The organism is Burkholderia perseverans, from assembly GCF_022870505.1.
GTDB lineage: Bacteria > Pseudomonadota > Gammaproteobacteria > Burkholderiales > Burkholderiaceae > Burkholderia > Burkholderia plantarii.
Genome location: NZ_CP045094.1, coordinates 1,942,316 through 1,967,769, shown reverse-complemented (window position 1 = coordinate 1,967,769; position 25,454 = coordinate 1,942,316). Strand labels below are relative to the sequence as shown.

38 protein-coding genes are annotated in these 25,454 nt (G+C 63.6%); all 38 read left to right on the top strand.

The window, feature by feature from the left end; translation table 11 throughout:
* Positions 1–10 precede the first annotated feature (10 nt).
* Entirely contained in the window at positions 11–760 is a 750-nt protein-coding gene (locus tag BpN12_RS23415; protein ID WP_246797797.1) for an AAA family ATPase, read from the top strand.
* 7 nt (positions 761–767) lie between these two features.
* The gene (locus BpN12_RS23410; RefSeq protein ID WP_246797796.1) at positions 768–989 is read left to right on the top strand and encodes a hypothetical protein; all 222 of its coding nucleotides are present in this window, start codon (positions 768–770) and stop codon (positions 987–989) included.
* Complete coding sequence (locus BpN12_RS23405) at positions 979–1,599, top strand: hypothetical protein (RefSeq protein ID WP_246797795.1); 621 nt, start codon at positions 979–981, stop codon at positions 1,597–1,599. Before BpN12_RS23410 ends, BpN12_RS23405 begins: the two co-directional genes overlap by 11 nt.
* Positions 1,586–1,915, top strand: a complete 330-nt coding sequence (locus BpN12_RS23400) for a helix-turn-helix domain-containing protein (RefSeq protein ID WP_246797794.1) — start codon at positions 1,586–1,588, stop codon at positions 1,913–1,915. The genes BpN12_RS23405 and BpN12_RS23400 overlap by 14 nt, the downstream gene beginning before the upstream one ends.
* Positions 1,912–2,226, top strand: a complete 315-nt coding sequence (locus BpN12_RS23395; protein ID WP_246797793.1) for a hypothetical protein — start codon at positions 1,912–1,914, stop codon at positions 2,224–2,226. Before BpN12_RS23400 ends, BpN12_RS23395 begins: the two co-directional genes overlap by 4 nt.
* A 70-nt stretch (positions 2,227–2,296) precedes the next feature.
* Entirely contained in the window at positions 2,297–2,743 is a 447-nt protein-coding gene (locus tag BpN12_RS23390; RefSeq protein WP_246797792.1) for a hypothetical protein, read from the top strand.
* A complete protein-coding gene (locus tag BpN12_RS23385; protein WP_246797791.1) occupies positions 2,740–3,054 on the top strand; it encodes a hypothetical protein in 315 nt (104 codons plus the stop codon). The genes BpN12_RS23390 and BpN12_RS23385 overlap by 4 nt, the downstream gene beginning before the upstream one ends.
* A 41-nt stretch (positions 3,055–3,095) precedes the next feature.
* Entirely contained in the window at positions 3,096–3,683 is a 588-nt protein-coding gene (locus BpN12_RS23380; RefSeq protein ID WP_246797790.1) for a hypothetical protein, read from the top strand.
* A complete protein-coding gene (locus tag BpN12_RS23375; RefSeq protein ID WP_246797789.1) occupies positions 3,676–4,296 on the top strand; it encodes a DUF3164 family protein in 621 nt (206 codons plus the stop codon). Before BpN12_RS23380 ends, BpN12_RS23375 begins: the two co-directional genes overlap by 8 nt.
* Positions 4,297–4,303: 7 nt before the next feature.
* Entirely contained in the window at positions 4,304–4,591 is a 288-nt protein-coding gene (locus tag BpN12_RS23370) for a hypothetical protein (protein ID WP_246797788.1), read from the top strand.
* Positions 4,592–4,602: 11 nt separating this feature from the next.
* A complete protein-coding gene (locus tag BpN12_RS23365) occupies positions 4,603–5,301 on the top strand; it encodes a DUF2786 domain-containing protein (RefSeq protein WP_246797787.1) in 699 nt (232 codons plus the stop codon).
* A 78-nt stretch (positions 5,302–5,379) separates the two neighbouring features.
* On the top strand, positions 5,380–5,775 hold the full coding sequence (locus BpN12_RS23360; RefSeq protein ID WP_246797786.1) for a gp16 family protein: 396 nt from the start codon (positions 5,380–5,382) through the stop codon (positions 5,773–5,775).
* Positions 5,776–5,777: 2 nt separating this feature from the next.
* Positions 5,778–6,212, top strand: coding sequence for a Mor transcription activator family protein (locus BpN12_RS23355; RefSeq protein ID WP_246797785.1), 435 nt, complete (start codon positions 5,778–5,780; stop codon positions 6,210–6,212).
* A 130-nt stretch (positions 6,213–6,342) separates the two neighbouring features.
* Positions 6,343–6,861: a glycoside hydrolase family 24 protein gene (locus BpN12_RS23350; RefSeq protein WP_246797784.1), complete on the top strand. Its 519-nt coding sequence runs from the start codon at positions 6,343–6,345 to the stop codon at positions 6,859–6,861.
* Positions 6,862–7,027: 166 nt separating this feature from the next.
* Positions 7,028–7,276: a hypothetical protein gene (locus BpN12_RS23345; RefSeq protein WP_246797783.1), complete on the top strand. Its 249-nt coding sequence runs from the start codon at positions 7,028–7,030 to the stop codon at positions 7,274–7,276.
* On the top strand, positions 7,260–7,859 hold the full coding sequence (locus BpN12_RS23340) for a hypothetical protein (protein WP_246797782.1): 600 nt from the start codon (positions 7,260–7,262) through the stop codon (positions 7,857–7,859). Before BpN12_RS23345 ends, BpN12_RS23340 begins: the two co-directional genes overlap by 17 nt.
* 4 nt (positions 7,860–7,863) lie before the next feature.
* Positions 7,864–8,091, top strand: coding sequence for a TraR/DksA C4-type zinc finger protein (locus BpN12_RS23335; RefSeq protein WP_246797781.1), 228 nt, complete (start codon positions 7,864–7,866; stop codon positions 8,089–8,091).
* Complete coding sequence (locus BpN12_RS23330; RefSeq protein ID WP_246797780.1) at positions 8,082–8,384, top strand: hypothetical protein; 303 nt, start codon at positions 8,082–8,084, stop codon at positions 8,382–8,384. Before BpN12_RS23335 ends, BpN12_RS23330 begins: the two co-directional genes overlap by 10 nt.
* On the top strand, positions 8,381–8,575 hold the full coding sequence (locus BpN12_RS23325) for a hypothetical protein (RefSeq protein WP_246797779.1): 195 nt from the start codon (positions 8,381–8,383) through the stop codon (positions 8,573–8,575). The genes BpN12_RS23330 and BpN12_RS23325 overlap by 4 nt, the downstream gene beginning before the upstream one ends.
* A gap of 5 nt (positions 8,576–8,580) precedes the next feature.
* Complete coding sequence (locus BpN12_RS23320) at positions 8,581–9,081, top strand: DUF1804 family protein (RefSeq protein WP_246797778.1); 501 nt, start codon at positions 8,581–8,583, stop codon at positions 9,079–9,081.
* Between the two features lie 9 nt (positions 9,082–9,090).
* The gene (locus tag BpN12_RS23315) at positions 9,091–9,288 is read left to right on the top strand and encodes a hypothetical protein (RefSeq protein WP_246797777.1); all 198 of its coding nucleotides are present in this window, start codon (positions 9,091–9,093) and stop codon (positions 9,286–9,288) included.
* Between the two features lies 1 nt (position 9,289).
* A complete protein-coding gene (locus BpN12_RS23310) occupies positions 9,290–11,059 on the top strand; it encodes a hypothetical protein (RefSeq protein WP_246797776.1) in 1,770 nt (589 codons plus the stop codon).
* An 8-nt stretch (positions 11,060–11,067) separates the two neighbouring features.
* Entirely contained in the window at positions 11,068–12,687 is a 1,620-nt protein-coding gene (locus BpN12_RS23305) for a DUF935 domain-containing protein (RefSeq protein WP_246797775.1), read from the top strand.
* The gene (locus BpN12_RS23300) at positions 12,677–13,981 is read left to right on the top strand and encodes a PBECR2 nuclease fold domain-containing protein (protein ID WP_246797774.1); all 1,305 of its coding nucleotides are present in this window, start codon (positions 12,677–12,679) and stop codon (positions 13,979–13,981) included. The genes BpN12_RS23305 and BpN12_RS23300 overlap by 11 nt, the downstream gene beginning before the upstream one ends.
* Positions 13,982–14,080: 99 nt before the next feature.
* A complete protein-coding gene (locus BpN12_RS23295) occupies positions 14,081–14,671 on the top strand; it encodes a phage virion morphogenesis protein (protein ID WP_246797773.1) in 591 nt (196 codons plus the stop codon).
* Positions 14,672–14,871: 200 nt separating this feature from the next.
* Positions 14,872–15,966 (top strand): phage protease, encoded by a 1,095-nt coding sequence (locus tag BpN12_RS23290; protein WP_246797772.1) that lies wholly within the window; start codon positions 14,872–14,874, stop codon positions 15,964–15,966.
* Complete coding sequence (locus BpN12_RS23285; RefSeq protein ID WP_246797771.1) at positions 15,963–16,367, top strand: hypothetical protein; 405 nt, start codon at positions 15,963–15,965, stop codon at positions 16,365–16,367. Before BpN12_RS23290 ends, BpN12_RS23285 begins: the two co-directional genes overlap by 4 nt.
* 10 nt (positions 16,368–16,377) lie before the next feature.
* Complete coding sequence (locus BpN12_RS23280; RefSeq protein ID WP_246797770.1) at positions 16,378–17,295, top strand: Mu-like prophage major head subunit gpT family protein; 918 nt, start codon at positions 16,378–16,380, stop codon at positions 17,293–17,295.
* 116 nt (positions 17,296–17,411) lie between these two features.
* A complete protein-coding gene (locus BpN12_RS23275) occupies positions 17,412–17,966 on the top strand; it encodes an SPFH domain-containing protein (protein ID WP_246797769.1) in 555 nt (184 codons plus the stop codon).
* Between the two features lie 3 nt (positions 17,967–17,969).
* Positions 17,970–18,395, top strand: coding sequence for a gp436 family protein (locus BpN12_RS23270; RefSeq protein WP_246797768.1), 426 nt, complete (start codon positions 17,970–17,972; stop codon positions 18,393–18,395).
* Positions 18,395–19,108 (top strand): DUF1834 family protein, encoded by a 714-nt coding sequence (locus BpN12_RS23265; protein ID WP_246797767.1) that lies wholly within the window; start codon positions 18,395–18,397, stop codon positions 19,106–19,108. Before BpN12_RS23270 ends, BpN12_RS23265 begins: the two co-directional genes overlap by 1 nt.
* Positions 19,098–19,319 carry a hypothetical protein gene (locus tag BpN12_RS23260; RefSeq protein ID WP_246797766.1) on the top strand — a complete coding sequence of 74 codons (222 nt, stop codon included), beginning with the start codon at positions 19,098–19,100 and terminating at the stop codon, positions 19,317–19,319. Before BpN12_RS23265 ends, BpN12_RS23260 begins: the two co-directional genes overlap by 11 nt.
* Before the next feature lie 2 nt (positions 19,320–19,321).
* Positions 19,322–20,740: a phage tail sheath C-terminal domain-containing protein gene (locus tag BpN12_RS23255; protein WP_246797765.1), complete on the top strand. Its 1,419-nt coding sequence runs from the start codon at positions 19,322–19,324 to the stop codon at positions 20,738–20,740.
* A gap of 25 nt (positions 20,741–20,765) precedes the next feature.
* The gene (locus tag BpN12_RS23250) at positions 20,766–21,143 is read left to right on the top strand and encodes a phage tail protein (RefSeq protein ID WP_246797764.1); all 378 of its coding nucleotides are present in this window, start codon (positions 20,766–20,768) and stop codon (positions 21,141–21,143) included.
* Positions 21,140–21,535 (top strand): hypothetical protein, encoded by a 396-nt coding sequence (locus BpN12_RS23245; RefSeq protein WP_246797763.1) that lies wholly within the window; start codon positions 21,140–21,142, stop codon positions 21,533–21,535. The genes BpN12_RS23250 and BpN12_RS23245 overlap by 4 nt, the downstream gene beginning before the upstream one ends.
* 139 nt (positions 21,536–21,674) lie before the next feature.
* A complete protein-coding gene (locus BpN12_RS23240) occupies positions 21,675–24,035 on the top strand; it encodes a phage tail tape measure protein (RefSeq protein WP_246797762.1) in 2,361 nt (786 codons plus the stop codon).
* 1 nt (position 24,036) lies between these two features.
* A complete protein-coding gene (locus BpN12_RS23235) occupies positions 24,037–25,347 on the top strand; it encodes a DNA circularization protein (RefSeq protein WP_246797761.1) in 1,311 nt (436 codons plus the stop codon).
* Positions 25,331–25,454, top strand: a 124-nt coding sequence (locus BpN12_RS33465; protein WP_425306372.1) for a phage baseplate assembly protein, incomplete at its 3' end; no start/stop codon positions are given. The genes BpN12_RS23235 and BpN12_RS33465, both read left to right, overlap by 17 nt.

Below are 25,454 nucleotides of genomic sequence, written 5' to 3'. Positions count from 1 at the left end.
AGGATCAACAATGACGCAGCCGCAAACCACGATCAAACCCATCAACGGGGGCATCGCGCAGACCGCTAACCTCGCCGTGTGCGATATCGCGATCACGCGCGCCATCGAGCGCAGCAAGAATCTGCCCGGCCTGGTCGGTTTCTACGGCCCCTCGGGCTACGGCAAGAGCATCGCCGCAAACTACGTCGCGAACCGCCGTCGTGCCTATTACGTCCAGGCAAAGTCGGTCTGGACCAAGAAGCACTTTCTGCAATCGATCCTGTTTGAGATGGGGATCAAACCGGCCGGCACGATCGCCGAATTGGCCGACCAGGTGTCGGAGGAACTGGCCGCGTCCGAGCGCCCGCTGATCATCGATGAATTCGACCACATCATCGATCGCAACGCCGTCGAGCTGGTGCGCGATCTGTACGAATCCAGCCATTCCCCGATCCTGCTGATCGGCGAAGAGGCCATGCCTGCAAAGCTGAAAAAGTGGGAACGCATGCACGGCCGCGTCCTCGCGTGGGTGCAGGCGCAGGCCGTGACGATGGAAGACGCGCGCAAGCTCGTGCAGCAATATAGCCCGAACGTCGAAATCGCTGACGATCTGCTGCATAGGCTGGTCGAGCTGTCGCATGGTTCGGTACGCCGCGTGTGTGTGAACCTCGAAAAGATTCAGGAGGAAACGCTCGCTGCCGGCCGTCGATCCGTCGACCTCGGAGCGTGGGGTGGGCGCGATCTGTACACCGGCGAAGCACCGAAGGCCCGTCGTGTCTGAGGCCGCCATGCTGAACACTCACAACCAACTTCAACGGGACCGCGACATCGTCGCGTCGACCCATACCAATCTTGCGTGCATCTCAGCTTGCGCCGTCGTCGCGCTGATCGTGGGCCTGTGCGTGATCGATAGCGCCGACTACATCATCACGTATGTCGCGGCGGTGATGGCCGTCTCGCTGGCCGTCTTCATTGCTCTCATCGTGGCAGGAGGTCGACATGCCGCGTAAGCCAGTATCAGAACTGAAAGGCGGCCGAGGCTCGCGCCAGATCGTTTGGGAGTTCATCCGCGCGCACGCCGATAGCTTCACCGTGTTCGACATTGAGAAGGCGACGCGACTGGATCTCGCCACGATCCGAACCTACGTCCAATGGCTTGGTCGCGGCGGCTTCGTTGCAGTGACGAACGACACGCGAACGTCACGCCAGCGAAAGCAATACCGGCTCGTTCGCAACGTCGGTATCGAGGCGCCGCGCATCGACAAAGCGGGAAAGCTGCTGGCGCCCACCGGCCAGGAGAACATGTGGCGCACGATGCGGATCGCCAAGACCTTTACTGCTGAAGAACTGGCAGCGCGATCGACTACCGATCAAACATCCGTCTCCGTCGCGAGTGCAAGAAACTACATCACTGACCTGGCTCGCGCGGACTACCTACTGGTGGTCGATCCAGGGCACCCCTACCGCCTCGGCGTGGGCGCCAAGCAGGCGCGATATCGCCTCGCTACTTCGAAGTACACCGGGCCGCGCCCGCCGATGATTCAGCGAACGAAGTCGCTGTATGACCCGAACCTCGGGAAGATCGTATGGCAAGAGGAACCGGATCATGACGCAGCTTAACTGGCTCGACATGCTGCGGACTGCGGTAGCCGCATCCACGCGAGCCGATGTCGCAAAGCGGCTTGGTTATTCACGAACCGCTGTATCACAAGCCTTGTCCGGCACCTATGCCGGAAAGACCGACCGTATCGCCACGCGAGTGCTGGAAGTATTCGGCCAGGTGCAATGCACGCATACCGGGCAGCTGATCGAGCTGACGGTATGCGTGTCTTACACCACGCGTCGCGCCCCGATCAACAACCCGCTTGAACTAAGTCACTGGCGCACGTGCCGGAATTGCCCGCTGCGCCCCGATAGCAAAGGAGATCAACAATGAATCAGCAGCACATTCCGGCAATCGCCGCGCGTCCGATCGTCAGTGGAAACCAGGAAATGCAGCTGACGGCCCTGCGTATTGCCACGACGATCGAGACGCTGACCAACCGAGGTTTTACGGTCATGAGCATCGAGCACACGGGCGGTTCCGCACCGACGATCCAGATTCAGAGCTGCCCTGCTTGCGCCTCGATGATCGATCGTGGAGAAGCGGTCTACTACTGCGTCCAGGGTGACGGAGCAACCCGAGCGAGAAAGGGGCAATTCAAGATCGACTCCGTGCGCGTGATCTGGTTCGAGCGCGGCCACTGAAAGAGAGATCCCCGCCGGACGTACACATAACCGCTATGGAGTTAGTTGTACTAACGAGAATTCATAAATCATGACCACCACCAAGAAGATTTTGCAGGCAATCATCGACTACCCCGGTTCAACCGCTGCCGAACTGCTGGCGCTGCTCGGGGACAAGGTATCGCTCGTGCCGAGCGACATCCAACCCCGCATCCACACCTACATCGCCGATGGCCGAGTCATCATCGAAAAGCGAGACACCGACGGCGCGAAACAAGTCAACACGTATCGCGCGAGCAAAGAGCTGGTCGCCGCGTTCGATGGTCAGGAGCAGCTTGTGACAAATGCGCCGCGAAAAACGGCCGGCCGACCGGCATACGATCCGGCGATTGCGTTCGAGGTTGGTTTCTCGTCGGGCGGTCGCATCACGATCTCGAAGGGCGGGAAGAAGATCGACTTGTCGCGCGAAGAGACGGCGGCGCTGCTGGAATTTCTCGACTGCATCAACATCGAGAAGATCACCGGGGCGTCGGCATGACCTACGACGAACTGATGATTGTCGACCCCGCCGGCCTGGATCGCCACGAGCTGAGCGCGGCACTTCGCAATGCCAACGCGAAGCTGGTCGAAATGTGCGCCGCCATCCAGAAGTATCGCAAGGCGCTGGACCATCGCGAACAGGTGGGCCGCGATTTGACGGCCTTCGTTGAGGGCGTACTCAAAGCGTGCCTGCGCAACGATACGGCCGAAGTTTCTCGTCTCGCCAACCAGTATTTCTCCGAGCGTCCGCGTTACCGTGAGCGCTTGGAGGAAGACATCGAGCATGCGGCACGCCAGGGGAAGAACTGATGCCGATGCCGCTCGTTTCCTGCCCCGCCTGTCGGGCTCAGATGAGCCTCGACGTGATACTCGCCGAGGACGCCCCGCGTGATGCGCTGAATGCGATCGTGGCGGCGCATCCGGCCGGCGAGACGTTTGTGAAGCCGCTGCTGCGCTACGTCGGCCTATTCGCGCCGGCAAAGAGCCAGATGTCGCACTCCCGCATCGCGGCGCTCGTCAACGAAATCGCGCCGATGATCCGCACCGCGCAGATTGAACGGTCCGGCCGCGTGTGGCCGGCGCCGCTCGATTACTGGATGCGCGGCTTCGAGCAGATGCTCGCGCTGCGCGACCTTGGACGCCTCAATCTCCCGCTCAAGTCGCACGGCTACTTGCTCGAAGTGATCGCCGGCTTCACCGAAAAAGCAGAAGCCCGGCGAGAGACTCACACGGAACACCAGCGGCAAGGGCATGCCGGGCTCGGCACGCCCGCAGCGCGAGCGTCGCCGCCGCCGCTCGCCTTGCCTATCAGCACACCGGCAGCACCGGCTGAAGTTCCGCGCGAGATCACGCCATCGATAGCAGACAGCCTCGCGACCATCCGAACGATCACGAAACAACGAACCTATTTCGCAAAGGCAGGAAATTCCGATGAATAACCACCAAAACATTCCGGCCGGCTACGTCCAAGATGCGCGCGGGCGCCTCGTCCCGAAGTCGATGGTGTCTCCGATCGACCAGCTTCGCGACCAGACGATTAACGGCATCGTCGAAGAAGCGAAGGCATTGCAACAACGCATGGCGTCGTTCAAGGGCCGCGCGTTCGCCGACATCGAGGCATTCGTCGCGGCCAGCCACGAGCAATACGACGTCAAAGTCGGCGGCGCAAAAGGCAACGTCACGCTGATCACGTTCGACGGCCGATACAAGATCGTTCGGCAGATCGCGGAGCACACCAGATTCGACGAACGTCTCCAGGCCGCAAAGGAGCTGATCGATGAGTGCCTGCGCGAGTGGACGGAAGGCAGTAACGACAAGGTCAAGGTATTGATCAACGAAGCGTTTCAGGTCGACAAGGAAGGCAACGTCAACACCGGTCGTGTGCTCGGCCTGCGCCGGCTCCCGATCGACGACACGAAGTGGTTGAAGGCGATGCGCGCTATCGCGGACAGCATCCGCCCCACCGGCACGAAGCCCTACGTCCGTATCTACGAGCGCGACGACGAGACGGGGAACTACAACGCAATCAGCCTCGATATCGCGGCGATCTGAGGTAGCCATGGCAACTCGCAAAACAGCACCGAAGCGGGCGAGCAAGTTCGCGTATGTCGAGGTCGGCTACATGAGCCTCGTGATCGAAGCGGACAAGGCCATCCAGGTGGTGAAGCTGCTCGGAGACGCCGTGGCATGCGATCGGCAGTATGACGCCAGATCGTACCTATACCACGTCACCGAGCCGCTACAGGTGAGCATGACGATCCTGCGCCCGGACCAAATCCGCTTTCCGACCGATGAGCCATCTCGGCCGGCACTCGAACACAAGCCCACCACCGATTTCTTTGAATAGCGAGGTGACGTATGGACAAGAAAACCGCAATTGAGAAGATCCGAAAGTGCCTCGCGCTCGCCAACTCGGCAGAGCCGCACGAAGCTGCCGCCGCGCTGCGCCAGGCGCAGAAGCTCATGAAGCAATTCGGCGTCGAGCATCCCGAGCTGTTGGCGGCCGGAGTATGCGATGCATGGTCGCGCAGTAGAGCGTTGCATCGCCCGATCCGGTACGAAGCCGCGCTGGCGCGCGTCGTTGCCGATGCCTACGGCTGCGACATGCTGTTCGGCCGAGAGCTGAACGAAGCGAAGACAGACATCGTCGGTGCCTACACGTTCATCGGCATCGGGCCGTCCCCGGAGATCGCCAAATACTCATTCGACGTGTTGGCCCGCAAGCTGCGTGCCGCACGTCGCGTCTACATCGGTGCAAAGCTGAGGCGCTGCACGCCGAGGAACAAGGTTGCACGAGCAGACGAGTATTGCGACGGATGGGTGATGGCGGTTCGGGACAACATGATGACGGGCACCATGCCGGCCGAACACGTCGCAATGATTTCGTCTTACATCCGCGCCAACTTCGGTACCACGTCGACGTTCGAACCGCGGACGCGGGCCGTGTCGCGTCGCCGCGCGATCGACGATAGCCACAACGGCTACGACGAAGGGCGGCACGCGGTGGTTCATCGTGGCGTCGGCAAAGAGCAACAACGGAGGTTGTCGAATGTCTGATACCTGGATCATCGTGCTCGGCGTGCTGTTCCTGGCCGGTCTGTGTCGCCGTGAAATTCGGCGCTGGTGGAGGTCGTGATGCAGATCGCGAAATCGACGCTGGCCAAGATTCACGTCGCGAAGAAGCAGCTGGCGATGAGCGAAGGCGACTATCGGGCGATGCTGCGCAGCGTCGGCGGCGTCGATTCCGCGAAAGACCTGTCGCCGGCCGGCGCGCACCAGGTGCTGAAACACCTTGAGCGATGCGGCTTCACGCCGAAGGCGACGACGGGCCGCCGCCCGGTTGTCGCGATCACGCGCGAGGCACAGCTCGGGAAGATCGAGGCGCAGCTCGCGGCGGCCGGCCGGCCATGGTCGTATGCAGACGCGATGGCCCGGCGGATTTGCAAGGTAGACGCGGTTCAGTTCTGCGATGGCGACATGCTGTCGAAGCTGATCGCCGCACTGTCGATTGACGCGAAGCGGAGGTCATAGAGATGGACCTTATCGAGGTGCAGCACATGCTGCCGAAGTCGATTCGAACGATCATGGCGCTGATCGGGCCGGACGCAACCAGGAAGCTGATCGAGACGATGGCCGGCGTCTCCGTCCTGGTTCCCAAGGGGCGCAACGCGTTTGGACGGGCGAAGTTCGAAGCGATCGCCGAATGCATCGGCCAGGAGGCAGCCGAGAAGCTGAGCAAGTATTTCGGTGGTGAAGTGATCGAAGTCGCGACGTGTCATCACGCACTCGTCGAGCTGCGTCGTCGGCAGCTTCGCGAGGAATTCACCGCCCTATGCCGTGAGTACAGCACGCGCCAAGCGCTCAACATCCTTGCCCGCACGCACGGCATGTCGGGACGGCACATACGGTTGATCGTCAACCTGCCGGACGAGCGACCGGCAGCCGACACACAACTATCCTTGTTATGATGCATCGCCGTTGAAACGAACCCCGCCCCGTGCGGGGTTTTTCGTTTCATGGGGATACGCATCAACGAGCCACGCATCACCGCCAGCGATACCTTGGCACCTGCACGAATAACCATTCGGAGAGGTGTACATGGCACGTATCACGGCAGATCAAGCCGGCGGCAAAAACGTTCTGGCGTTTCTCGACATGACCCGCTTCAGCGAAATCGGGCCGTGGCTGATCGCCAACAGCGATGAAGGCTACAACGTCATCGTCGGATCGCACGGACCGATCACGCGCGGCGGGGAGACGATTCCCGCCCGCCTCAACCTGTTCCACAGCTACGACACGCATCCCAACGCCTACGACGCACAGACGAATTCGACGGCCGCCGGCGGATTCCAGCTGCTCGCGAAGTATTTCGAGCCCTACGCGAAGCAGTTGCACCTGACCGACTTCAGCCCCGTATCACAGGAGCTGATCGCTATCCAGCAGATCAACGAGCGTCATGCAATCAAGCTGATCCAGGCTGGCCAGCTCGCGGCCGCGATCCACGCGTGCGGCACGATCTGGGCATCGTTCCCCGGCTCGCCCTATGGGCAGCGCACCAACACCTTCGAATCGCTTTGCGCCGCGTACAAGGCGGCGGGCGGAACGCTGGCGGTCTGATGCTGCGATTCCTCATTTCTCTGGTGAGTGGCTGGCGCGTGTCGCGCGGCGAGGCGCCACTGCGTGTCGGCTACGCCCACCCTGTCGGCGCGCGGCCAGGCCGAGCCGGCGTGCCTGCGGCGAAGCGCGCCGCGCGCCGTCGCCGCAACCTATCGCGGAGGCACTGATGGCACTACGCGACCTCGTCACCGGCATCGACGGCCGGCTCTCCCATACCAAGCTCTGGCCGAACGTTGCATCGCTCGCGGCAACGGTCGTGTTCGTCTACAAGGGCTTCCGCGATCAGCTGACCGTCGAGGAATGGCTGGTCTACCTCGGTTGCGTCGGCGGCTACTCCGTCTGCATCACGGCGATTGCCGCGCTCGCCTCGATGCGCAACAAGAACAAGGAACTTCAGAATGGAAATGATCAGTAGCTACGCGAAGCTGATTGCCGGCGTCGTGGTGATGCTGTTGATTGCCGCAGCCGGGGCATTCGGCTATCACGCCGGGTTTTCGGCTGCTCAGACGGCCGGCCAGCTCGCGCTCTCGGACTACAAAAACCAACAGATCTCCGGTGCCGCAGAGGCAGCGAGTGCGGCGTTCGGCAAGTACGCCAGCCAGGTCGGCCATGCCAACCAGGTCGAATCGAAAGTGCTGACGATCCAGGACAAGCACGCCCAACAGGCGACCATCAACAAGGGGAAGATCGATGCCGTTGCACAACCGCACCGGAGCATTCCGGAAACTCAAGCTGACCACGTTGTCTACCAGTGTGTGTTCTCTCGCGATTTTGTCCGGCTGTGGAACGACGCCGCCGGCATCGGTGCCGGTCATCGAGCCCTGCAAGGTCGCGCCGATGCCGGCGGCGCTGACGAAGCCGCCGACGCCGATGGTGCCGCTGACAGCGGGGTATCACAAGCCGACATCCTCGACTGGTTCATCGACTACGCCGCCCGCTCCCGCAACGTCGAATCCCAGCTCCGGGGGCTGATCCACGCGCTTCCGACGGAGCAGTGACGGCATGGATGATTTTGATAAGGCCACCGCCGTCGAGGAGATGCTACGCGAGATCGCGATCAACGCTGCGACGCAACGCCCCGGCACCGATCGCGAGTCGGCCGAGTTCTGCCTGGACGACGCGTGCGGCGAGCCGATTCCCGAAGCGCGCCGTCTTGCGGTGCCGGGCTGCCAGTTCTGCATCGAGTGTCAAACCCGGCGCGAAACCACGCGGAGGACCGCATGCAAGTAACGCTCGATCCCGCCGCGCTCGTGATGGGCTTCGTGACCATTCTGCTGGTCCTACTGCAAGGGTTGATTTTGCAGTGGGTTCGATCGGTGCAATCGAAGCAGAAAGATTCCGAGGACCGAGACGCAGCATTCCGCGACGAGCTGGCTTCACTTCGTGTGTCGATGGCCAGGGATTTTGTTTCTCGTACCGAGCAGCGCGACCTTCGAGATGAGTTCCGGGACGTTCTCAAGAGCGTCAATCAGAACCTGATCGACATCAACAACAAGCTGGACCGTAAAATGGACAAGCAATGAGTGATATCACGCAGGAAGATAGCCCGGAGCTGGTGCTGCTGAAGAAGATCGACGTCAACGTGTCCGATCTCCAGGGGCGCATGGACCAAGTCGAAAAGCGCGCAATCAAGTACGGCGCCGGTGCCGGTGCAATCGCGGGCGGCATCGTCGCAATGGGCGTGACGTTCGCGCGCGCGAAGCTGGGTCTGTAACGCGAATGGCGCACCCGAAAGAAACCCGCGACAAGGTGCGTCGTGCATTCGTGCTCGACCGCCTCTCGCTCGAAGTCGCCGCGCTGAAGTGCGGCGTCACCTATTCCACCGCCCGGCGCTGGAAAGATGCGGCGCGCGAGGCCGGCGACGACTGGACCAAGGCCCAGGCGGCGCAGATGCTCGCGGGCGGTGGCATCGAAGGCGCCGCACGTCAGATGCTGGCCGGCATGCTCACGCAGTACCAAGCGACCATGGACGCTCTCGACACTGACGCGGTGATGGGGCCGGCCGACAAGGTCGCGATGCTCGCCAGCCTGGCAGATGCCTACAACAAAACCATCAACGCGTCGAAGCGAGTGCTGCCCGAGACGAACGAACTGGCGGTCGCTATGGGCGTGGTGCAGCGTTTGGCCACGTTCATCAAGGACCGATACCCCGAACACGTTGCAGCGTTCGCGGATGTCCTCGGCCCGTTCGGCGACGAGCTGGCCACTACCTACGGTTGAGGTGACGAGGTGCTGATTAAACTGACCAGCAACATCGCCGTGAATCCCGTTCACGTCGTGAGCGCCCGTATCGAGCATCACGAAAGAGATACACGTCTGGTGGTTGAGGTAGTCACCGGGAGCTTGATCCGCGTGACGCACAACCTGCATGAGCGCGTCGACGTCTACGGGCTCCATCAAGCGCTGCTCGCCGCGAAGGTGGACTGACATGGTTCAGAAGTTCACCGAGAAAGATTTCTTTGCCGAGATCGCCGAGCTACAGGCGGCGCTGCGCAAGGACATCGAGGCCCATGCAACGGGCCTCGATGCCTCTCCCGCCGCACGCGCCGAGCGACGCCGTCGCGTCCTGCTCGATGGCGATTACGAATTCTTCGCGTACACCTACTTTCCGCACCACATTCGCGGTACGCCGTCGCTGTTCCAGGCCCACTTTTGCGGACGCTTCCCGCAGCTGCTGCGCCAGGCCGGCGGTTCGCGCGAGTGGTGGGTGGCGCCGCGTGGCGAAGCGAAGTCGTCTCTCGGCACCAAGATCGGCCCCACCTACATCATCGTCCAGGGCCTGCTGCAACGCGAAGAAGTGCGCAAGGAAATCGGTTGGTCAGGTGAGCCGCCGCCGTTCCTCGACTATCTGCTGCTGCTCGGTGCGGAGACGTCGCTGCCGACCAAGCTGCTCGAAGTCGTCAAGACCGAGCTGACCGCCAATGCGGCGCTCGCCCTCGACTTCCCCGAGGTATGCGGGAAATCGTCGAAGTGGAAGGTGGGCGAGTTCATCACGAAGAATGGCATCAAGGTGGAACCGTTCGGCGCGGAGCAGGCCATTCGCGGTACGTTCCACGGCGCGAGCCGGCCCAAGGTCTTGTTCGGCGATGACCTGATCACTGATGCCGAAGCCAAGAGCCCGACGGAGCGTCAGAACAGATGGACATGGGTCGAGAAGGCAATCGACTACCTCGGCCCGCCGGATGGTTCGGTCAAGTTCATCGGTGTCGGCACGGTGCTCAACAAGGATGACCCGATCTCGCGCGCCAAGCGCACCATCGGCCATATCGTCCACCACTTCCGCGCGATTGCGCAATTGCCGAAGAACATGGATCTGTGGCAGCAGTGCGAGGAACTGATGCTGAATGCGGACAAGCCGAAGATCGAGGCGGCATCCGCGCGCGGCGAGGTGATCCCGGACGCAGAGCTGCCGTCGTACCAGTTCTACCAGGCCAACCGCGACGCGATGGAGGAAGGCGCCATCACGTCTTGGCCGTCCGTGCGCACGCTGTTCTGGTTGATGCGCCAGCGCGCCAAGGCACCGCGCGCGTTCGCGACCGAGATGCAGGGTGACCCGCGTACCGAGGAAGACAAGGTATTCGGTCACATCACGTTTTGGGTGCAGCGTCTGTCGAGCTGGCTGATGTTCGGCGCGTGCGATCCGTCGATGGGGCGCGGCGAGAAGTCCGACCCATCCGCGATCCTGGTCGGCGGCCTGGACGTGCCGAGCCGAAAGCTTCATGTGGTCCACGCCGAGATCAAGCGACGCGTGCCGTCGAAGCTGGAATCCGATCTGATCGCAACGCAGCGCGAGTTCCGCTGCCTGGCATTCGGGTTCGAGAACAACAACGCTTATGAGTGGGCTCGGCAGGATCTGATCAAGGCGTCGCTGCGTGCCGAGGTGCCGCTGCCACTGGTCGGCGTGACGGCGACCGTCGCGCCCGAGCTGCGTATCGATTCGCTCGAACCGTTCATCACGGATCGGGTGGCGCCGTCCATTCTCCTGCATGCCGCATTGACGGCGCTGCTTGCCGAGCTGGACGAATGGCCCGAGCCGCAGACCGGCCACCACTTTGACGGGCTGACTGCGCTGCACATCCTTTGGATGATCGCCCACTCTCGCGCGCATTTCGCCACTGGCGGTTACGTCGAGGTGCCGAAGCACGGCGGTACGTCCCGCGACGGCGGATATGGCCATTTCGGCCGAGGGGCATGGTAGAGGGATACATGGGAAAAATCGTAGACGTCAACGGCAATCCGATCGACAGCAAGGTGCTGGCCGAATCGCAAACGTCGCAGCTCGGCTGGTTGACGCGAAGCTTCGACATGCATCCGTCGCGCGGCCTGACGCCCGCACGGATTGCGAAGATTCTGGACGCAGGCGAGCGCGGGCAATTGATCGAGCAGTCGTACCTATTCTCGGACATGGAGGAGAAAGACGGCCATATCTTCGCGGAGATGAGCAAGCGCAAGCGCGTGGTGCTGACGCTCGACTATGGCGTCGAGCCACCGCGCAACGCGACGGCGGCCGAGAAAGCGCTGACCGACGAGGTGCGCGAATGGATCGATGATCTGCCGTGCTTCGAAGACATGCTGCTCGACTGCCTGGATGCCATCGGACATGGCTTCTCTGCCCTGGAGATTGCCTGGCAGCAACTCGGCAAGGTCTGGTTCCCCCAGGCGTTCAATCATCGCCCGCAAAGCTGGTTCATGAACCCGTTGGAGGACCGCAACGCTATCCGGTTGCGCGGCACCGAGGTCAACGGCGCGCCGCTGTGGCCAGCCGGCTGGGTGCTGCACAAGCATAAGGCGAAGTCGGGCTATATCGCGCGCGGCGGCCTGCATCGCGTTCTGGTCTGGCCGTACCTCTTCAAGAACTACAGTGTGCGCGACCTGGCGGAGTTCCTGGAAATCTACGGTCTGCCGCTGCGCGTAGGCAAGTACCCGGCCGGCGCGACTGACGACGAGAAAGCGGCGCTGCTCGCGGCCGTGATGGGGATCGGGCACAACGCGGCCGGCATCATCCCCGAGTCGATGATGATCGACTTTCAGCAGGCGACCCAGGGCACGCATGTACCGCATATGTCGATGACGGAATGGTGCGAACGCACGCAATCGAAGATCATCCTGGGCGGCACGTTGACCAGCCAGGCCGATGGCAAGTCGTCGACTCACGCACTCGGCAACGTGCATAACGAGGTGCGGCACGATCTCATGACGGCCGACGCGCGACAGCTGGCCGGCACGATCACCCGCGACATCATCTACGTGATGGTGACGCTGAACAAAGGGCCGATCGACCCGCTGCGCTGCCCCCGCTTCGTGTTCGAGACGCGCGAGGCGGAAGACCTGGAGATGTACGCCAATGCGCTGCCCAAACTGGTCGGCATGGGGTTGAAGATCAAGCGCACCTGGGCGCATGAGAAGCTGTCGATCCCGGAGCCCGAGGATGGCGACGAGCTGCTGTCGATCGCTCAGCCGGATATGGTGGTACCGCCGGAGATGCGGCCGAAGCAAGCCCCGGTGGTGCCAATCGGTGCCAAAACCGCCGCGAATTCCAGTATCCGTTACGTGGCCGTGATGACGAACGAGCGCGGCGAGGTCATCTATCCCGACCAGCACCAGCTGGACCAAACGGTGGCAGCACTCGCGGCTGGACCGATCGACGCGGCGACGCAGAAGATGCTGGCGCCGGTGATCCAGGCAATCAAGGACGGCCAGACGCCCGACGATGCATTCGAGCAGCTGCTCGCGGCGATGCCCGACATGGATGAGAGCGAGATTGCCGAGCTGCTGTCGCGCGCCATATTCGTGGCCGACGTCTGGGGGCGCCTGAATGGCGGTTGATCTCGGGTTCGCGATGGGCCTGGAGCCGGCCAAGGCGATCGAATACTTCGAATCGAAGGGCTACAAGGTCGGCTTCCGGTGGCAGGACGTCGCGGCCGAGGCGCACGCCAAGGCGTTCACGGTAGCCGGCGTGATGAAGGTCGACGTGCTCCAGGACATCCGCCAGGCGCTCTCCACCTCGCTCAAGAAAGGCACGACGTTCGAGGATTTCAAGAAACAGCTCTCGCCGGTGCTGGAGCGTAAGGGCTGGCTCGGCAAGGGCATGATCGTCGATCCGGAAACCGGGGAGATCGAGGGTAAGCGGCTGACGCCGCGCCGGCTGGAAACGATCTTTCAGACCAACATGCAATCGGCGTACATGGCCGGTCGGTATGCGTCGCAGCTGGAACAGGTCGACACGCATCCCTATTGGGAGTACGTGGCGGTCCTGGACAGCCGGACGCGGCCGGCCCATCGAGCGCTGGCCGGCTCGATCTACCGGTATGACGATCCATTCTGGCAGACGTTCTACCCGCCGAACGGCTATCGCTGCCGTTGCCGCGTGCGCACGCGCACCCGTGCGTGGGTGGAAGACAAACACGGCCCGGTCCACGACAGCAGCGGGCGCCTGATTGAAGTCGAGGTGGTTGACCGTTCGGGCGCGAAGCGGCCGGCGCTCGCCTACAAAGACCCGGTGACGGGTCAAAAGCTGCTCCCCGATCCGGGCTTCAGCTCCAATCCAGGCGCGCAGTGGATGAAGCCGTTCACCCCCCCGCCCGCAGACACGTTGCCGCAGACGTTGCCTCACGGCGCCGAACTGCCACCGCTCCCCCGATCGCACCAGGTCGCGCCAGGTGCGATCCTGGCGGCCGGCGAGTCGCCGCAGTTCTATGCGGACGCGTTCATGCGGAAATTCGGGGCGTCGGTCGGCAAGCCGGCGACATACACCGACGTGGCGGGCGAGCGGCTACAGATCAACGAATGGCTATTCCAGGACGGCGCCGGGCACTGGAAGGCTGACAAGTTCGCCCGAGGCCCGTACATGGCGCTCCTGGCCGATGCCGTCGTCGATCCCGATGAAATCTGGCTCGCTTGGCAGCAGCTCGACGGCGTCTGGTCACTGCGCCGCCGCTACATTCGCGCGCTCGAGACGTCGGACGGCGATTGGGGGCTGGCAATCTTCGAGCAGGGACAGGACGGCTGGACGGGCGTGACGGCGTTCCCCGCGAAGGTCGGCAAGTCTGAGGAAGCGCGCCGCGCCTACATCGACAAGCAGCGCGGGACGTTCCTGCGCTACCGCCGGCCGCAGAAATGAGAATGGCCGCGCTCGCTCGCGGCCATTCGTCACGCGGTCCTTCGTCGATCCGGCAGCGAGTCCGGGATATACGACCACGATCAGTAAGGAGTTTAGCAGATGCAGATGCGTGACTTGGCGATCGATACCAGCCAATTTGACTCCGTCATGGGGCGAATTCTCGGCCTGATGCGCGACGCCACGCCCTTGATGGGGCTGGTATCGGAAGAGATGTGGGGGGCGGTTGAGGAGAATTTCGAGCAGCAAGGTCGACCGAAATGGTTGGGGCTCAGTCCCAAGACGTGGAAGCGTCGACGCGAGGCGGCCGGGACCGGTAAGATTCTTCAGCGTAGCGGCCGGCTCCTGAGCAGCATGTCGAAGTCGCACGATGCGACATCGGCTCGGGTCGGCACCAACGTCGTGTATGCCGCTATCCACCAGTTCGGCGGGATGATCGAGCGGCACCCGATGTCCGGCTACGTGCGGCTTCGCAAGGGCCGGGACGGCATGCTGCTGCGCCAGGCCAATCACCCGCGCCTGGCGGTGTTCGCCAAGAACAGCCATAAGCGGGCCAAGACCGTGAAGTGGACGCGCTCGACCGGCTGGACGATCAAGATTCCCGCCCGGCCGTTTCTGTTGCTGACCGAGGCGGATAGCGTCAAGATCGAGACCGAGGTCACCGCGTTCCTTCGCCGCCTGATCGACGAGTGATCTGGCGGGTTTTGCGGGCTTGCCGCGCACCCGGACAGGGCGACATAGCCACTATGGGGGTAGAAGCCCGTTAAACCCCCGTTAAAATCATTCCTATCGGGTATCCGACCCGACCCATCCCCTCCCGATCGCCCGAATCCCCCTTTCATGGGGATGCGTATCAGCGCGATCCGAATCACGCCGGCCGCCACCATGGCGGCATGAAACGTACTTTCCTCGCCTCCCTCTCGCTTGAAGTCCAGCCTGGTGCGTCGTCGTTCCAGCTGCTGCCGGCTGGCGACTTCCGCGCGAACGACGGCCGTCCGGCCGAGTGCGCCGCGTGGCGCGTGACGCCCGAGGGCGCCCAGCGGCTCGTTGCCGCCATGGCCGCCCGTAAGACGCCGATGGTTCTCGACTATGAGCACCAGTCGTTGACGGCCGCCACGAGTGGCACGCCCGCGCCGGCTGCTGCCTGGGTCAAGGCAGTCGAGTGGCGCGAGGGCCAGGGGCTGTTCGCGACGGACGTCGAATGGACGCAGCGTGCGGCCGAGTTCGTCCAGGCGCGCGAATACCGGTTCATTTCGCCGGTGTTCGCCTACGACCAGGACGGCAACGTCCTGCAACTGCTCAACGCCGCGCTGACCAACAGTCCGGCGATCGACGGCATGGACGAAGTCACGATTGCCGCCGCCTCCCGCCTGATCTCCCCCGAGTTTGTCCATTCCGGGTCGCCCGACCCGGCCCATTCCCTGAAGGAGCAATCCATGAAAGAGCTGCTGGCCGCGCTGCGGCAGGTGCTCGCGTTGCCGGAAACGGCGACCGAGGCCGACGCACTCGCGAAGCTCAACGCACTGTCGACCGCCATCGGTGCGACGGCTGCCGCGAGCGTCGATGTCACCGAGGTGGTGAAAACCCAGGGCGCCAAGATCGCCGCGCTGACGTCGGCCGCGCCCGATCCGGCCAAGTATGTGCCGATCGAGACGATGACGGCACTGCGCGACCAGGTCGCCGAGCTGACCAACCAGGCGCAGCAAGGCAGCGTCGACGGCCTGGTCACGGCCGCGCTGTCGGACGGCCGGCTGCTGCCCGCGCAAGAAGGCTGGGCGCGCGAGCTGGGCAAGTCGAACGTCGGCGCGCTGAAACAGTACCTCGACACCGCCAAGCCGATCGCGGCGCTGCGCAGCCAACAAACGCACGAGCACCGCCCGACCGATCACGTCAACCGGGCCGCCTTGACCGAGGGCGAGATCGCCGTCTGCCGCCAGCTCGGCCTGACGCACGAGGCGTACCTCAAAACCAAGGGGACCGCGCAATGACCGCCGCCACTCAGGACCGCAACACACCGATGAAGGATGCGGACGTCCTGGTCGTCGGGCTGAAGGCAGGCGCGCTGATCCGTGCCGGCGTGATCGTCGTCGTCGACGCCACCGGCTTCGCAGTCGAGGGTGCCACTGCCACCGGCCTGACCTACCTCGGCCGCGCCGACCGGTACGTCGACAACACGGGGGGCGCCAACGGCGCCAAGACGGTCGAGATCCGTCGTCACAAGGCGTTCAAGTGGGAAAACCTGGGCACGGATGCGGTCACGCAAGCGCAGCTCGGGAAGACCTGCTACATCGCCGACAACCAGACGGTGGCCGCGACGGACGGCACCGGCACCCGCTCGGCCGCCGGCATCGTGCTCGGCGTCGACGCGGATGGCGTCTGGGTTCAATAAGGGAGCCACCATGCTGGTCAACGCACAATCGATCAACCAGGTTTTTACCGGCCTTCAGGCCATCTACAACAACGCTTTCCAGGGCGCACCGTCCACCTGGCAGAAGATCGCCATGAAGGTGCCGTCGACCGGCGCGCAAGAGCTGTACGCCTGGCTCGATCGCTTCCCGCAGATGCGCAAGTGGGTCGGTGACAAGGTCGTCAAGGCGCTGAAGGCGCACGGCTATACGGTCGTCAACGACGACTTCGAGGCTACCGTCGAGGTCGATCGCAACGACATCGAGGACGATCGCCTCGGCATTTACTCGCCGCAGGCGGAGAACGCGGGCTACTCGGCAGCGCAACTGCCCGACGAGATCATCTACGGCCTGGTCAACCAGGCATTCAGCCAGGTTTGCTACGACGGCCAGTATTTCTTCGATACCGATCACCCGGTCGGGAAGGGTGTCGTGTCGAACCGCTTCGATCTGCCGCTGACGATCGACAGCCAGGCTGCCGCACGGAAAACCTACGGCATCGTGCGGACCGCGCTGCGAAAGGTCACCGACGACGAAGGCCGGCCGCTCAACATCGTTCCCACGGTCCTGCTGGTGCCGCCGGCACTCGAAGACACGGCCAACGCGCTGATGACCAACGATCGCCTCGACGATGGCAAGGCGAACCCCTACAAGGGCACGGCGCAGGTGGTATGCGATGCCCGCCTGACGTCGGATACCTCCTGGTTCTTGCTCGATACCACAAAGCCGATCAAGCCCTTCGTCTACCAGGAGCGCAAGGCGCCGGTGTTCGTGCAGCAGGTCGAACCGGAAGCGGACGACGTCTTCATGCGCAAGAAGTTCAAGTTCGGTGCCGAGGCGCGTGCGGCCGGTGGTTTCGGCTTCTGGCAGCTCGCGGCCGGCTCGACCGGCACCGGCGCGATCCCGCAGTAATACGCCGCTGCGAGGAAACAGCCGCGCGACGCCGATAAGCGCGGAGGCAGACAGTCCGGGAACTGCGGCGAATGGTGGGTTCCCGTTGGATGGCATCTATATCTATAGGTCAAGTCATGGAAAAGAAGAAGCACCCGGCCATCGCTGTCGCGTCGAAGGCGGATAGCTTTCGTCGAGCTGGCCATGCGTTTAGCCGCACGCCGAAAACCATCGCGCTGGCGGCGCTTCACCCGGACGCACATCGTGCGATCACCGAGGACCAATCTCTGGTCGTCGTGGCGAGCACGATCGAACTGACCGACGCGCAAGCGGCCGAGCTGGAGCATCACGACGCCGACCATGTGATCGAGGCGCTGAAGCATGTCGATACGATCCAGCTCCAGGTGAGTGAGGACGACGCGAAGCGCGCGCTGGCACTGGCGGACATCGAGCGCGATCTCCAGGAGCGTGAAACGGCCCTGGCCAACCGCGAACAGCAGCTGAAGCTGGCAGAGGCCGAGCTGGAATCCAACGTCAGCAAGCACGCCGAGAACCTGGCCGCGCTCGATCGACGCGCGGCCGAGCTGGACGACCGTGCTGCGCAGCTGGCCGAGCGTGAGGCAAAGCTGGCCGAGGGCGAGAAGTCGGCCGGCACCGGCCGCAACGCGACCAAGCAGAACGGCGGGCGGTAAGCGATGGCCTACGCAACCCAGGACGACATGGTGAGGAAGTTCGGGAGCCGCGAGGTCATCGCGATCACGGATCGGGACCGCGTCGGGGAGATCGGTATCGACGTGCTCGCGGGCGCGCTCGAAGGCGCGTCGGGCGAAATCGATACCTACCTGGCCGCCCGGTATCGCCTGCCGTTGTCCAGCGTGCCCCGCTACCTGGTCGACCTGTGTTGCGACATCGCCCGTTACCACCTGGTCGGCGCCGACGCGCGCGACACCGACGAGATCCGCAGCCGTTACAACGCCGCCGTGAAGTTCCTGGGCTATGCCGCTGACGGCAAGGTGACGCTCGGTGTCGACCAGGCCGGCGCGACCGTGCAGTCCGGCAACACGGTCCAGTTCGATACCGGCACGCGGATTTTCAGCAGCCGCGACCGAGGAGCGTACTGATGGCTACCGGCGACGCAGTGAGCAATGGCGTCTACGTGCCGATTATCACGGCGGTCGAGCTGGCGATCGTCGATCGCCTCACACGCGGTCTCGGCCGCATGGTCGACGAGGTGGCCACGTATGGCGGCGAATTCGACGATGACGAGCTGGATGACGTCGTGCGGCGTTTTCCGGCTGCATGGGTGACGTTCGGTGGTGTGAGAAGGACGGCGCCGGTCTCAACGAGCCGGGAGAAGTGGCACGCCGAAGCCGTGTTCGTTGTCATGGTCGGAGCGCGCAGCGTGCGCGACGAGCAGACGAGTCGCCATGGTGGCCCGGCCAAGGATGAGGTCGGCACGAACTTGTTGGTGTCGGCGGTGCGCCTTCTGCTCAATGAGCAGGACATGGGCTTGCCTATTGACAAACTCAGGCCCGGTGCCGTCCGAACACTGTTCAACACGAAGGTCAGGAACGACGCGATGTCGGTCTACGCGTGCGAGTTCCGCACCGCCTGGGTGGAGGACACGCTCTTTATCGGCGCCTTCCCGGAAAGCCCCGAAGCCGGACAGACGAAACCGACGATCGCCCAGGTGTTCGCGCAGTACGGCGGCCAGGTCGACCCGCCGCTGCCTGACTTCACTTCGCTGATGTTGTCGTATTACACCGCGCCTGGCACGGACCGTCCGGCCGACGCGCAGGATCTGGTCCGAATGGAGAGCAACGATGAAGGTTAAAGCGAAGGACGGATTGCGGGTTCCGAAGGAAACCGCGCCGACCAAGTACATCACCGCCGACGCAGTGGTCGACGTGCCCGACAGCGCCTATTACCGGCGCCGTGTCCTGGAAGGCGATCTGATCCGTCAAGACGCCGAGCCGGCCGCCGTCGATGCTGCGTCGGTCGCAGATGCGGCGGGCAATGCCAAAACGACCGCGAAAGGAGCCTGACCATGGCGAGCGAGAATATCGACTTTGACACCATCCCGTCGAGCAACCTGAAGCCGGGCCAGTACTTCGAGTTCAACCTCAAGCTGGCCGTGCGATCGTTGCCGACGAACGCGCAGACCGTCCTGGTAATCGCGCAGCGCACCGCGAGCGGCACGGTCGCCGCGCTGGTGCCGACGCAGGTTTTCTCGGGCGACGACGCTGCCGTCTACTTCGGTTACGGCTCGCTCGCGCATCGTGCGGCTGTTGCCGCGATCACGGCCAACCAGTATGTCGACCTGACCGTCATCGCCGTGGACGACGCCCAAGCCGGCGTCGTCGCGAAGTCGACGGTGACGTTCTCCGGTCCGGCCACGGCCGATGGCGCCTATGCGCTGTTCATCGGTGCGGATCGCGTTGACGTCGCCGTCGAAGCCAGTGCGACCGCTGCGGATGTCGCCGCGAGTTTCGTCGACGCCATCGCGCAGCTCCCGGCGCTGCCCGTCACTGCATCCGCAAACGCGGCCGTTTTGACACTGACCGCGAAAAACAAGGGCGCGGCGGGAAACGGCATCGTTGTGTCGCAGCTCGGGCAGACCGCAGGCGTCACGGCTGCAATCGTTCCGTTCGCGGGCGGCCTCAACGACCCCGACATTTCGGATGCGCTCACGACGGTCTACGGCGCCAGCTACGACATCTACACCGTCCTGCCGAGCGAGGCGACGCTGACCAAGCTGCGCACACATCTCGACTCGATCTCCGGGGCCATGGAGCAGCGGCCGGCCATTGCCGCCGTTGGCATCTCCGACACGCTGTCGACCGGAACGACGCTGGCCACCGATCTGAACTCGGGCCGGATCTCGATCGCCTGGTATCCCGGCTCGATCGTGCTGCCGACCGAGATCGGCGCGAAGTATGCGGCCGAGATCGCGACCGAGGAAGACCCGGCCAGGCCGCTGAATACGCTGCCGCTGATCGGAATGGACATCACGCCGATCGCTGCCCGCTCGGGCATCACCGAGCAGCGTGTCGCGCTGAAAAATGGCATCACCCCGCTCGAAGTCGGGCCGGGCAACGTGGTTCAGATCGTTCGCGCTGTCACGACGTATCGGAAGAACGCCCAGGGCGTCGACGATCCGGCGCTGCTCGATCTCACGACGATCCGCACGCTCGACTATGTGCGCAAGTCGTGCCGTCAACGCATCGCGCTGCGCTTCCCGCGCGACAAGCTGTCGGAGAAGACCCCGCCGAAGGTTCGTAGCGAGCTGCTGGATGTCCTCTACAAGCTGGAGGAACTGGAGATCATCGAGAACGTCGAGGCGAACGCCGCGCTGCTGATCGTCGAGCGTGATCTCCAGAGCGTCAACCAGCTCAACGCGGCGATCCCCTGCGACGTGGTCAACGGCCTGCACGTGTTCGCCGGCCGGATCGACCTGATTCTGTAACGGCAGCACCAGATAGGAGCCAGACATGGCACTCGAAGAATACGTCGGGGCGATCGTGCTCGAAGTCGACGGCGTCGAAGCCGATGTCGTCTCGGTCAACCCGACTTCGAATACCGGCAAGAAGCCGGTGCGAACGATGAATCGCACCGGCCGCGTCAAAGGATTCGCCAAGGGCATCGAATCCCACGAACTTAAGATCACAGTGGTGATTCCGCTCTCGGGCGACGAAATCGACTGGTGGAACATGCAAGGCGGCAAGCTGACCATCTTCCCGACGTCGACGGGTGGCAAGCGCATCACGTATCAAGATTGCGTGACCACCGAAATGGGCGACCAGTACACAGCGGACAACGAGGCCCGCCGGGATCTGAGCGTTTTCTCAACTCGCCGCGTGGAGGAATGATGGCGACCCTGACTGAAAAAGGCAGCCTGCTGTACGGCATTGAATACCCGGCCGACAGTGGCACGTACCACTACGATTTCGAGATCCGTATCGGCACGGTCGCCGACAACATCGAAGTCTACGAGCAGCCCGACATCATGGGCGGCCATGTGTCGAACATGCGCGTCAACGCGGCGATGATCGCGCGCTGCATCGAATCGCTCGGCACCGTACCGAAGGAGGCGATCACGGCGGATTTGATCGGGAACGCTGTCGACTCCGATTACGACGTGCTCTATGCCGCGCAGGACCGGCTCAAAAAAAAGCGGCTGCGGCCGATGCCCGCCTCGGCGGAATCCGACTCGCCGCCGCAGTCCTCGGCCAACACGGAATCGGCTACGAGCGGTTCCTGACGCTGACCGAAGCCGAGGTCGACGGGTTCCTTGCCGCGATCGCGAAGGCGCGCGGCAAGCAAACCAAGGGTGGCCCTGGCAGTGATGCCGGGGCCACTTACGTAAGTACGCGCCGAAAGGCACGAGGGAAGAAACGGTAATGGCGTCACGCGACCTTGAAGTCGGATTGAACATCCGCCTACGCGATTCGGCGTCTCAGCCGGCGCAGGCGGCTGAACGAAACGTGCAGCGTGCGGTTCAACAGACGGCGCAGACGTACACCGATGCGTCTCGCGTCGCCGTAACGTCCAGCCGCATGATCTTCGACTTGCGACGCGACCAGTCGGCGCAGGCCGAGCGTGTGGTGCAGACGACGGCACGGCAAACCGCCAAGACCTACGAAGACACGTCGCGAGCTGCAATCACGTCGAGCCGCATGATGTTCGACATGCGCAAGCAGCAGTCGACGCAGGCTGAACAATCCGTGCGGCGTGACGTGCAGCAGACCGCCGCCGCACAAACTCAGGCGAGCCGGAATGCGCTCACCGGTTCGCAGCGTCTCGCAGCTGCGCGCACGCAGCTCGAAGTGAGATCGGAGCAGACGATACGACGTGAGATCGATCAGACGATCGCAGCCTACAACCGCCTCGCCCGCGCGGGCTTCGCGTCGACAAACGAGCAAGCGCGCGCAGTGGCCGCGCTGCGCGGCCGTGTTGCCGAACTGAACCGCGAGCTGTCGGAGACCGCTAAAACCGAGAGCAGGATCGGCCGCGGAATCGGGACTGCGTGGAAAGTCGGCGGCGCCGCTGTTGGCGTCGGCGCGGCGGGAATGGTGGTCGCGCCGGCCGTCAAAGAGTCAATGGACTACGGCCGCCGGCTCGCGATGATGGCGAATACCGCGTACTCCGACCGAGACGTCGCCGGCCGCCAGCAAGGCGCGCGCGAGCTGGACAAATCGATACGCACGGCAGTGCGTGCGGGCGGCGGCTCGCCCGACCAGGCCGCCGACACGCTCGATAGCCTGCTCGCGTCCGGCGCGATCAGTGAGAAGTCGGCGAAGGCGCTTCTGCCGACGTTGCAGAAGTTCGCTACGGCAACCGGCGCGAATCCGAACGAGCTGGGCAACATCGCGATCCGCGCGATGCAGAACTTCGGTATCAAAGAGGACGAAGTCCCGAAGGCGCTCGATATGGCGCTCAAAGGCGGCCAGGCGGGTGGCTTCGAGTTGCGTGACATGTCGAAGTGGTTGCCGCAACAGATGGCGCTGGCCAAGCAAATCGGCATGTCGGGGCTGAAGGATTTCGGCCAGCTCGTCGTAGCTAACCAGGCGTCCGTCATCACGGCAGGCACGCGCGACGAAGCCGGGAACAACCTGGTCAACCTGCTCGAGAAGGTGAACTCGCAGGACACGCAGATCAAAGCCAAGAAACTCGGCATCGACCTGACCGGTAGCCTCGCGTCATCGCGTGCGCAAGGCGTGAACGCCCTGGACGCGTTCGTCGGGATCGTGCAACGCGTGATGTCGCGCGACCAACGTTACCAGCGCACGCAAAGGCAATTGGCGCACGCGCCCGAAGGCGACCGGAAAGCGATTCTCGAAAGCCAGGCGGACCTGCTGGAAGGCACGTCGATCGGAAAGCTTGTCCATGATCGGCAAGCCTTGGGCGCACTCGTCGCATACATGGGACAGAAGGACTACCGCAAGCAGGTGGCCAGCCAGGTGTTTGACGATAAGTCGGCTGTCGATGCGAGTTTCAAGACCATTCAGGAAACGCCGTCGTTCAAGACCGAGCAGGCCGGCAATGAGCTGTTCTTCGGGCGCATCGACGCGATGTCGAAGCTCGACGAGAAGATCGGCAACGTCGCGTCGAGCCTCACCGGCTACGCGCAGAAGTATCCGGGGCTCACGGCCGCGATCGAGGGCGCGACGCTGGCATTCAAAGGTGTGACAGCGGCCGTCGCACCGCTTGCTGTGTTCGCGCTGTTGCGCGGCGGTGGCGGCGCAGCGGCGGCCGGCGCTGCCGCCACCGCAGGTGTGCCTGGTGCGGTGGCCGCCGCCACCGGTGCAGCGTCATTCGGCGCCCGATTCGGCCGGATCGCTCGCCTCGGCGGACCGCTCGGCGTCGGCGTGCAGCTCGTCGGCAGCGGGATCGAGGCCGCCGAGCTGGCCGGCGACCAGTCGCTCACGCCGGACCAGAAGAAGGCCGGCTATGCCGGCGTCGCGGGCGGCGCAGTGGGAGGCGTCGCCGGCATGGCGGCCGGCGCCGCGCTCGGCGCTGCCGCCGGCTCGGTGGTGCCCGGCATCGGGACTGCTGTCGGCCTGGTCGCGGGCGGTGTCGCCGGCTACTTCGGCCATGACTTCGGCGAGCGGATCGGCAAGATGATCGGCGACGCGATTTTCGCTCAGAAGAAAGACGAAAAGCCGCCGGTGATCGAAGGACACATCACGGTCAATCTCGACGGACAACACCTGTTCGACACGATCACGACGATGAACACGCGCGCCGCGCAACGGAGCTGAGATGGCTTGGAAAGACACTCTGCAAGACGCGTCGTTTCGCGGCATCAAGTTCGACGTCCAGCGCACTGACGATCCGATCGAGCGGAACGTCGCGCGGTACGCGTACCCGTATGTCGACGGCGAAGACATCGAAGACTTGGGACAAAAGGCCCGCGAAACTTCGTTGACGGCGATTTTCTTTGGCGACGACTACGAGGACCGCCTCAAGAAATTCCTGAATGCGCTATCGCAGCCTGGGGCGGGCGAACTGGTGCATCCGGTGTTCGGCAGTATGCCCGCGATGCAGTTCATCGGTGGCCACGTTGCGCACAACGCTGACGATGTCGACGCATGCACTGTCGAGCTGCGCTTCGCAAAAGCGAATCCGGGCAATCCGTTCTTTACGGGCACGCTGACGAGTCAACGGCCGGACGCCACCGCGCAAACCGCGCAGACCGCGCAATCGGCATCGACGAGCATGTTCTCGAATGCCATCAGCGCGCTGAAGACGGCCAAGACCAGCCTGCGGCAACTCAACGCGATACGTGACATCTTCTCGGAAACGATCGGGCCGCTGAAAAATCTGGTGACGGGTTTCCAATCGACGGTGCTCGACTACATCAACTTTCCGGGCGCACTCGCAGGCGACCTGGTCGGTTTGGTGAGCGGCGTCGCCGACTTCAGATCGTTTGATCCGGGGCTTGTCATGTCCGATTGGAACAGCCTGTTCGATCAGATGGATGCGATCGTGAAGCTCCCGGTCGGCGCCGCTAGTGGCGACCCCGTCACGATCCCCGGCACGCCGAACACGCCAGCCGCGCCGGCCGGCGGCTCGGGAAGCACCAACGGTACCGGCACGCCACCATCGAGCGCGCAGATCGCTGATCCGGCGAATGTCGCCATCGTCACCGCGCTGACGAGTGCCGTGGTGGCCACGACGCTGGCCAGCGTCGCCTCGGACGTGTTGGCCAACGAGATCGACACGCCGACGCTCACGCCTGACGATATCGAGACGATCTCGAACGATGTCCGGTCGAGCCTGCAAGGTGCGATCGACGATGCGCGTGCGACGGAACCGCTCGCGGACTACAGGGACGCGGTGGAGGCGTTGAAGGACACCGCGCTCGCGGTGCAGCAGCTCGCGGCGGCTGTCATTGATCAGTTGCCGCCGATCGTCTCTCGGACTGTCGATGCGCCGTGCAATCTGACGCTGCTCGCATTCCGTTGGTATGACGACTACACCCGCGCGTCCGAGCTGATGAGACTGAACCCAGGAATCCGCAACCCGAATTTCGTCAACAGAGGGGACATTCTCCGTGGCTACGCCCGATGACACCGTGTCGGTCCTGATTGGTGGCCACGTCCACCAGAAGTGGACCACGTATTCGATCGACTCCGATTTGCTCGTGGCGGCCGACGCGTGGGAGGTGAAGCTGTCGA

What these genes read in the sequence shown, in the direction of transcription:
- BpN12_RS23415 (WP_246797797.1), top strand. Translation starts at nt 11, where the DNA reads ATGACGCAGCCGCAAACCACGATCAAACCCATCAACGGGGGCATCGCG.
- BpN12_RS23410 (WP_246797796.1), top strand. Translation starts at nt 768, where the DNA reads ATGCTGAACACTCACAACCAACTTCAACGGGACCGCGACATCGTCGCG.
- BpN12_RS23405 (WP_246797795.1), top strand. Translation starts at nt 979, where the DNA reads ATGCCGCGTAAGCCAGTATCAGAACTGAAAGGCGGCCGAGGCTCGCGC.
- BpN12_RS23400 (WP_246797794.1), top strand. Translation starts at nt 1,586, where the DNA reads ATGACGCAGCTTAACTGGCTCGACATGCTGCGGACTGCGGTAGCCGCA.
- BpN12_RS23395 (WP_246797793.1), top strand. Translation starts at nt 1,912, where the DNA reads ATGAATCAGCAGCACATTCCGGCAATCGCCGCGCGTCCGATCGTCAGT.
- BpN12_RS23390 (WP_246797792.1), top strand. Translation starts at nt 2,297, where the DNA reads ATGACCACCACCAAGAAGATTTTGCAGGCAATCATCGACTACCCCGGT.
- BpN12_RS23385 (WP_246797791.1), top strand. Translation starts at nt 2,740, where the DNA reads ATGACCTACGACGAACTGATGATTGTCGACCCCGCCGGCCTGGATCGC.
- BpN12_RS23380 (WP_246797790.1), top strand. Translation starts at nt 3,096, where the DNA reads ATGAGCCTCGACGTGATACTCGCCGAGGACGCCCCGCGTGATGCGCTG.
- BpN12_RS23375 (WP_246797789.1), top strand. Translation starts at nt 3,676, where the DNA reads ATGAATAACCACCAAAACATTCCGGCCGGCTACGTCCAAGATGCGCGC.
- BpN12_RS23370 (WP_246797788.1), top strand. Translation starts at nt 4,304, where the DNA reads ATGGCAACTCGCAAAACAGCACCGAAGCGGGCGAGCAAGTTCGCGTAT.
- BpN12_RS23365 (WP_246797787.1), top strand. Translation starts at nt 4,603, where the DNA reads ATGGACAAGAAAACCGCAATTGAGAAGATCCGAAAGTGCCTCGCGCTC.
- BpN12_RS23360 (WP_246797786.1), top strand. Translation starts at nt 5,380, where the DNA reads ATGCAGATCGCGAAATCGACGCTGGCCAAGATTCACGTCGCGAAGAAG.
- BpN12_RS23355 (WP_246797785.1), top strand. Translation starts at nt 5,778, where the DNA reads ATGGACCTTATCGAGGTGCAGCACATGCTGCCGAAGTCGATTCGAACG.
- BpN12_RS23350 (WP_246797784.1), top strand. Translation starts at nt 6,343, where the DNA reads ATGGCACGTATCACGGCAGATCAAGCCGGCGGCAAAAACGTTCTGGCG.
- BpN12_RS23345 (WP_246797783.1), top strand. Translation starts at nt 7,028, where the DNA reads ATGGCACTACGCGACCTCGTCACCGGCATCGACGGCCGGCTCTCCCAT.
- BpN12_RS23340 (WP_246797782.1), top strand. Translation starts at nt 7,260, where the DNA reads ATGGAAATGATCAGTAGCTACGCGAAGCTGATTGCCGGCGTCGTGGTG.
- BpN12_RS23335 (WP_246797781.1), top strand. Translation starts at nt 7,864, where the DNA reads ATGGATGATTTTGATAAGGCCACCGCCGTCGAGGAGATGCTACGCGAG.
- BpN12_RS23330 (WP_246797780.1), top strand. Translation starts at nt 8,082, where the DNA reads ATGCAAGTAACGCTCGATCCCGCCGCGCTCGTGATGGGCTTCGTGACC.
- BpN12_RS23325 (WP_246797779.1), top strand. Translation starts at nt 8,381, where the DNA reads ATGAGTGATATCACGCAGGAAGATAGCCCGGAGCTGGTGCTGCTGAAG.
- BpN12_RS23320 (WP_246797778.1), top strand. Translation starts at nt 8,581, where the DNA reads ATGGCGCACCCGAAAGAAACCCGCGACAAGGTGCGTCGTGCATTCGTG.
- BpN12_RS23310 (WP_246797776.1), top strand. Translation starts at nt 9,290, where the DNA reads ATGGTTCAGAAGTTCACCGAGAAAGATTTCTTTGCCGAGATCGCCGAG.
- BpN12_RS23305 (WP_246797775.1), top strand. Translation starts at nt 11,068, where the DNA reads ATGGGAAAAATCGTAGACGTCAACGGCAATCCGATCGACAGCAAGGTG.
- BpN12_RS23300 (WP_246797774.1), top strand. Translation starts at nt 12,677, where the DNA reads ATGGCGGTTGATCTCGGGTTCGCGATGGGCCTGGAGCCGGCCAAGGCG.
- BpN12_RS23295 (WP_246797773.1), top strand. Translation starts at nt 14,081, where the DNA reads ATGCAGATGCGTGACTTGGCGATCGATACCAGCCAATTTGACTCCGTC.
- BpN12_RS23290 (WP_246797772.1), top strand. Translation starts at nt 14,872, where the DNA reads ATGAAACGTACTTTCCTCGCCTCCCTCTCGCTTGAAGTCCAGCCTGGT.
- BpN12_RS23285 (WP_246797771.1), top strand. Translation starts at nt 15,963, where the DNA reads ATGACCGCCGCCACTCAGGACCGCAACACACCGATGAAGGATGCGGAC.
- BpN12_RS23280 (WP_246797770.1), top strand. Translation starts at nt 16,378, where the DNA reads ATGCTGGTCAACGCACAATCGATCAACCAGGTTTTTACCGGCCTTCAG.
- BpN12_RS23275 (WP_246797769.1), top strand. Translation starts at nt 17,412, where the DNA reads ATGGAAAAGAAGAAGCACCCGGCCATCGCTGTCGCGTCGAAGGCGGAT.
- BpN12_RS23270 (WP_246797768.1), top strand. Translation starts at nt 17,970, where the DNA reads ATGGCCTACGCAACCCAGGACGACATGGTGAGGAAGTTCGGGAGCCGC.
- BpN12_RS23265 (WP_246797767.1), top strand. Translation starts at nt 18,395, where the DNA reads ATGGCTACCGGCGACGCAGTGAGCAATGGCGTCTACGTGCCGATTATC.
- BpN12_RS23260 (WP_246797766.1), top strand. Translation starts at nt 19,098, where the DNA reads ATGAAGGTTAAAGCGAAGGACGGATTGCGGGTTCCGAAGGAAACCGCG.
- BpN12_RS23255 (WP_246797765.1), top strand. Translation starts at nt 19,322, where the DNA reads ATGGCGAGCGAGAATATCGACTTTGACACCATCCCGTCGAGCAACCTG.
- BpN12_RS23250 (WP_246797764.1), top strand. Translation starts at nt 20,766, where the DNA reads ATGGCACTCGAAGAATACGTCGGGGCGATCGTGCTCGAAGTCGACGGC.
- BpN12_RS23245 (WP_246797763.1), top strand. Translation starts at nt 21,140, where the DNA reads ATGATGGCGACCCTGACTGAAAAAGGCAGCCTGCTGTACGGCATTGAA.
- BpN12_RS23240 (WP_246797762.1), top strand. Translation starts at nt 21,675, where the DNA reads ATGGCGTCACGCGACCTTGAAGTCGGATTGAACATCCGCCTACGCGAT.
- BpN12_RS23235 (WP_246797761.1), top strand. Translation starts at nt 24,037, where the DNA reads ATGGCTTGGAAAGACACTCTGCAAGACGCGTCGTTTCGCGGCATCAAG.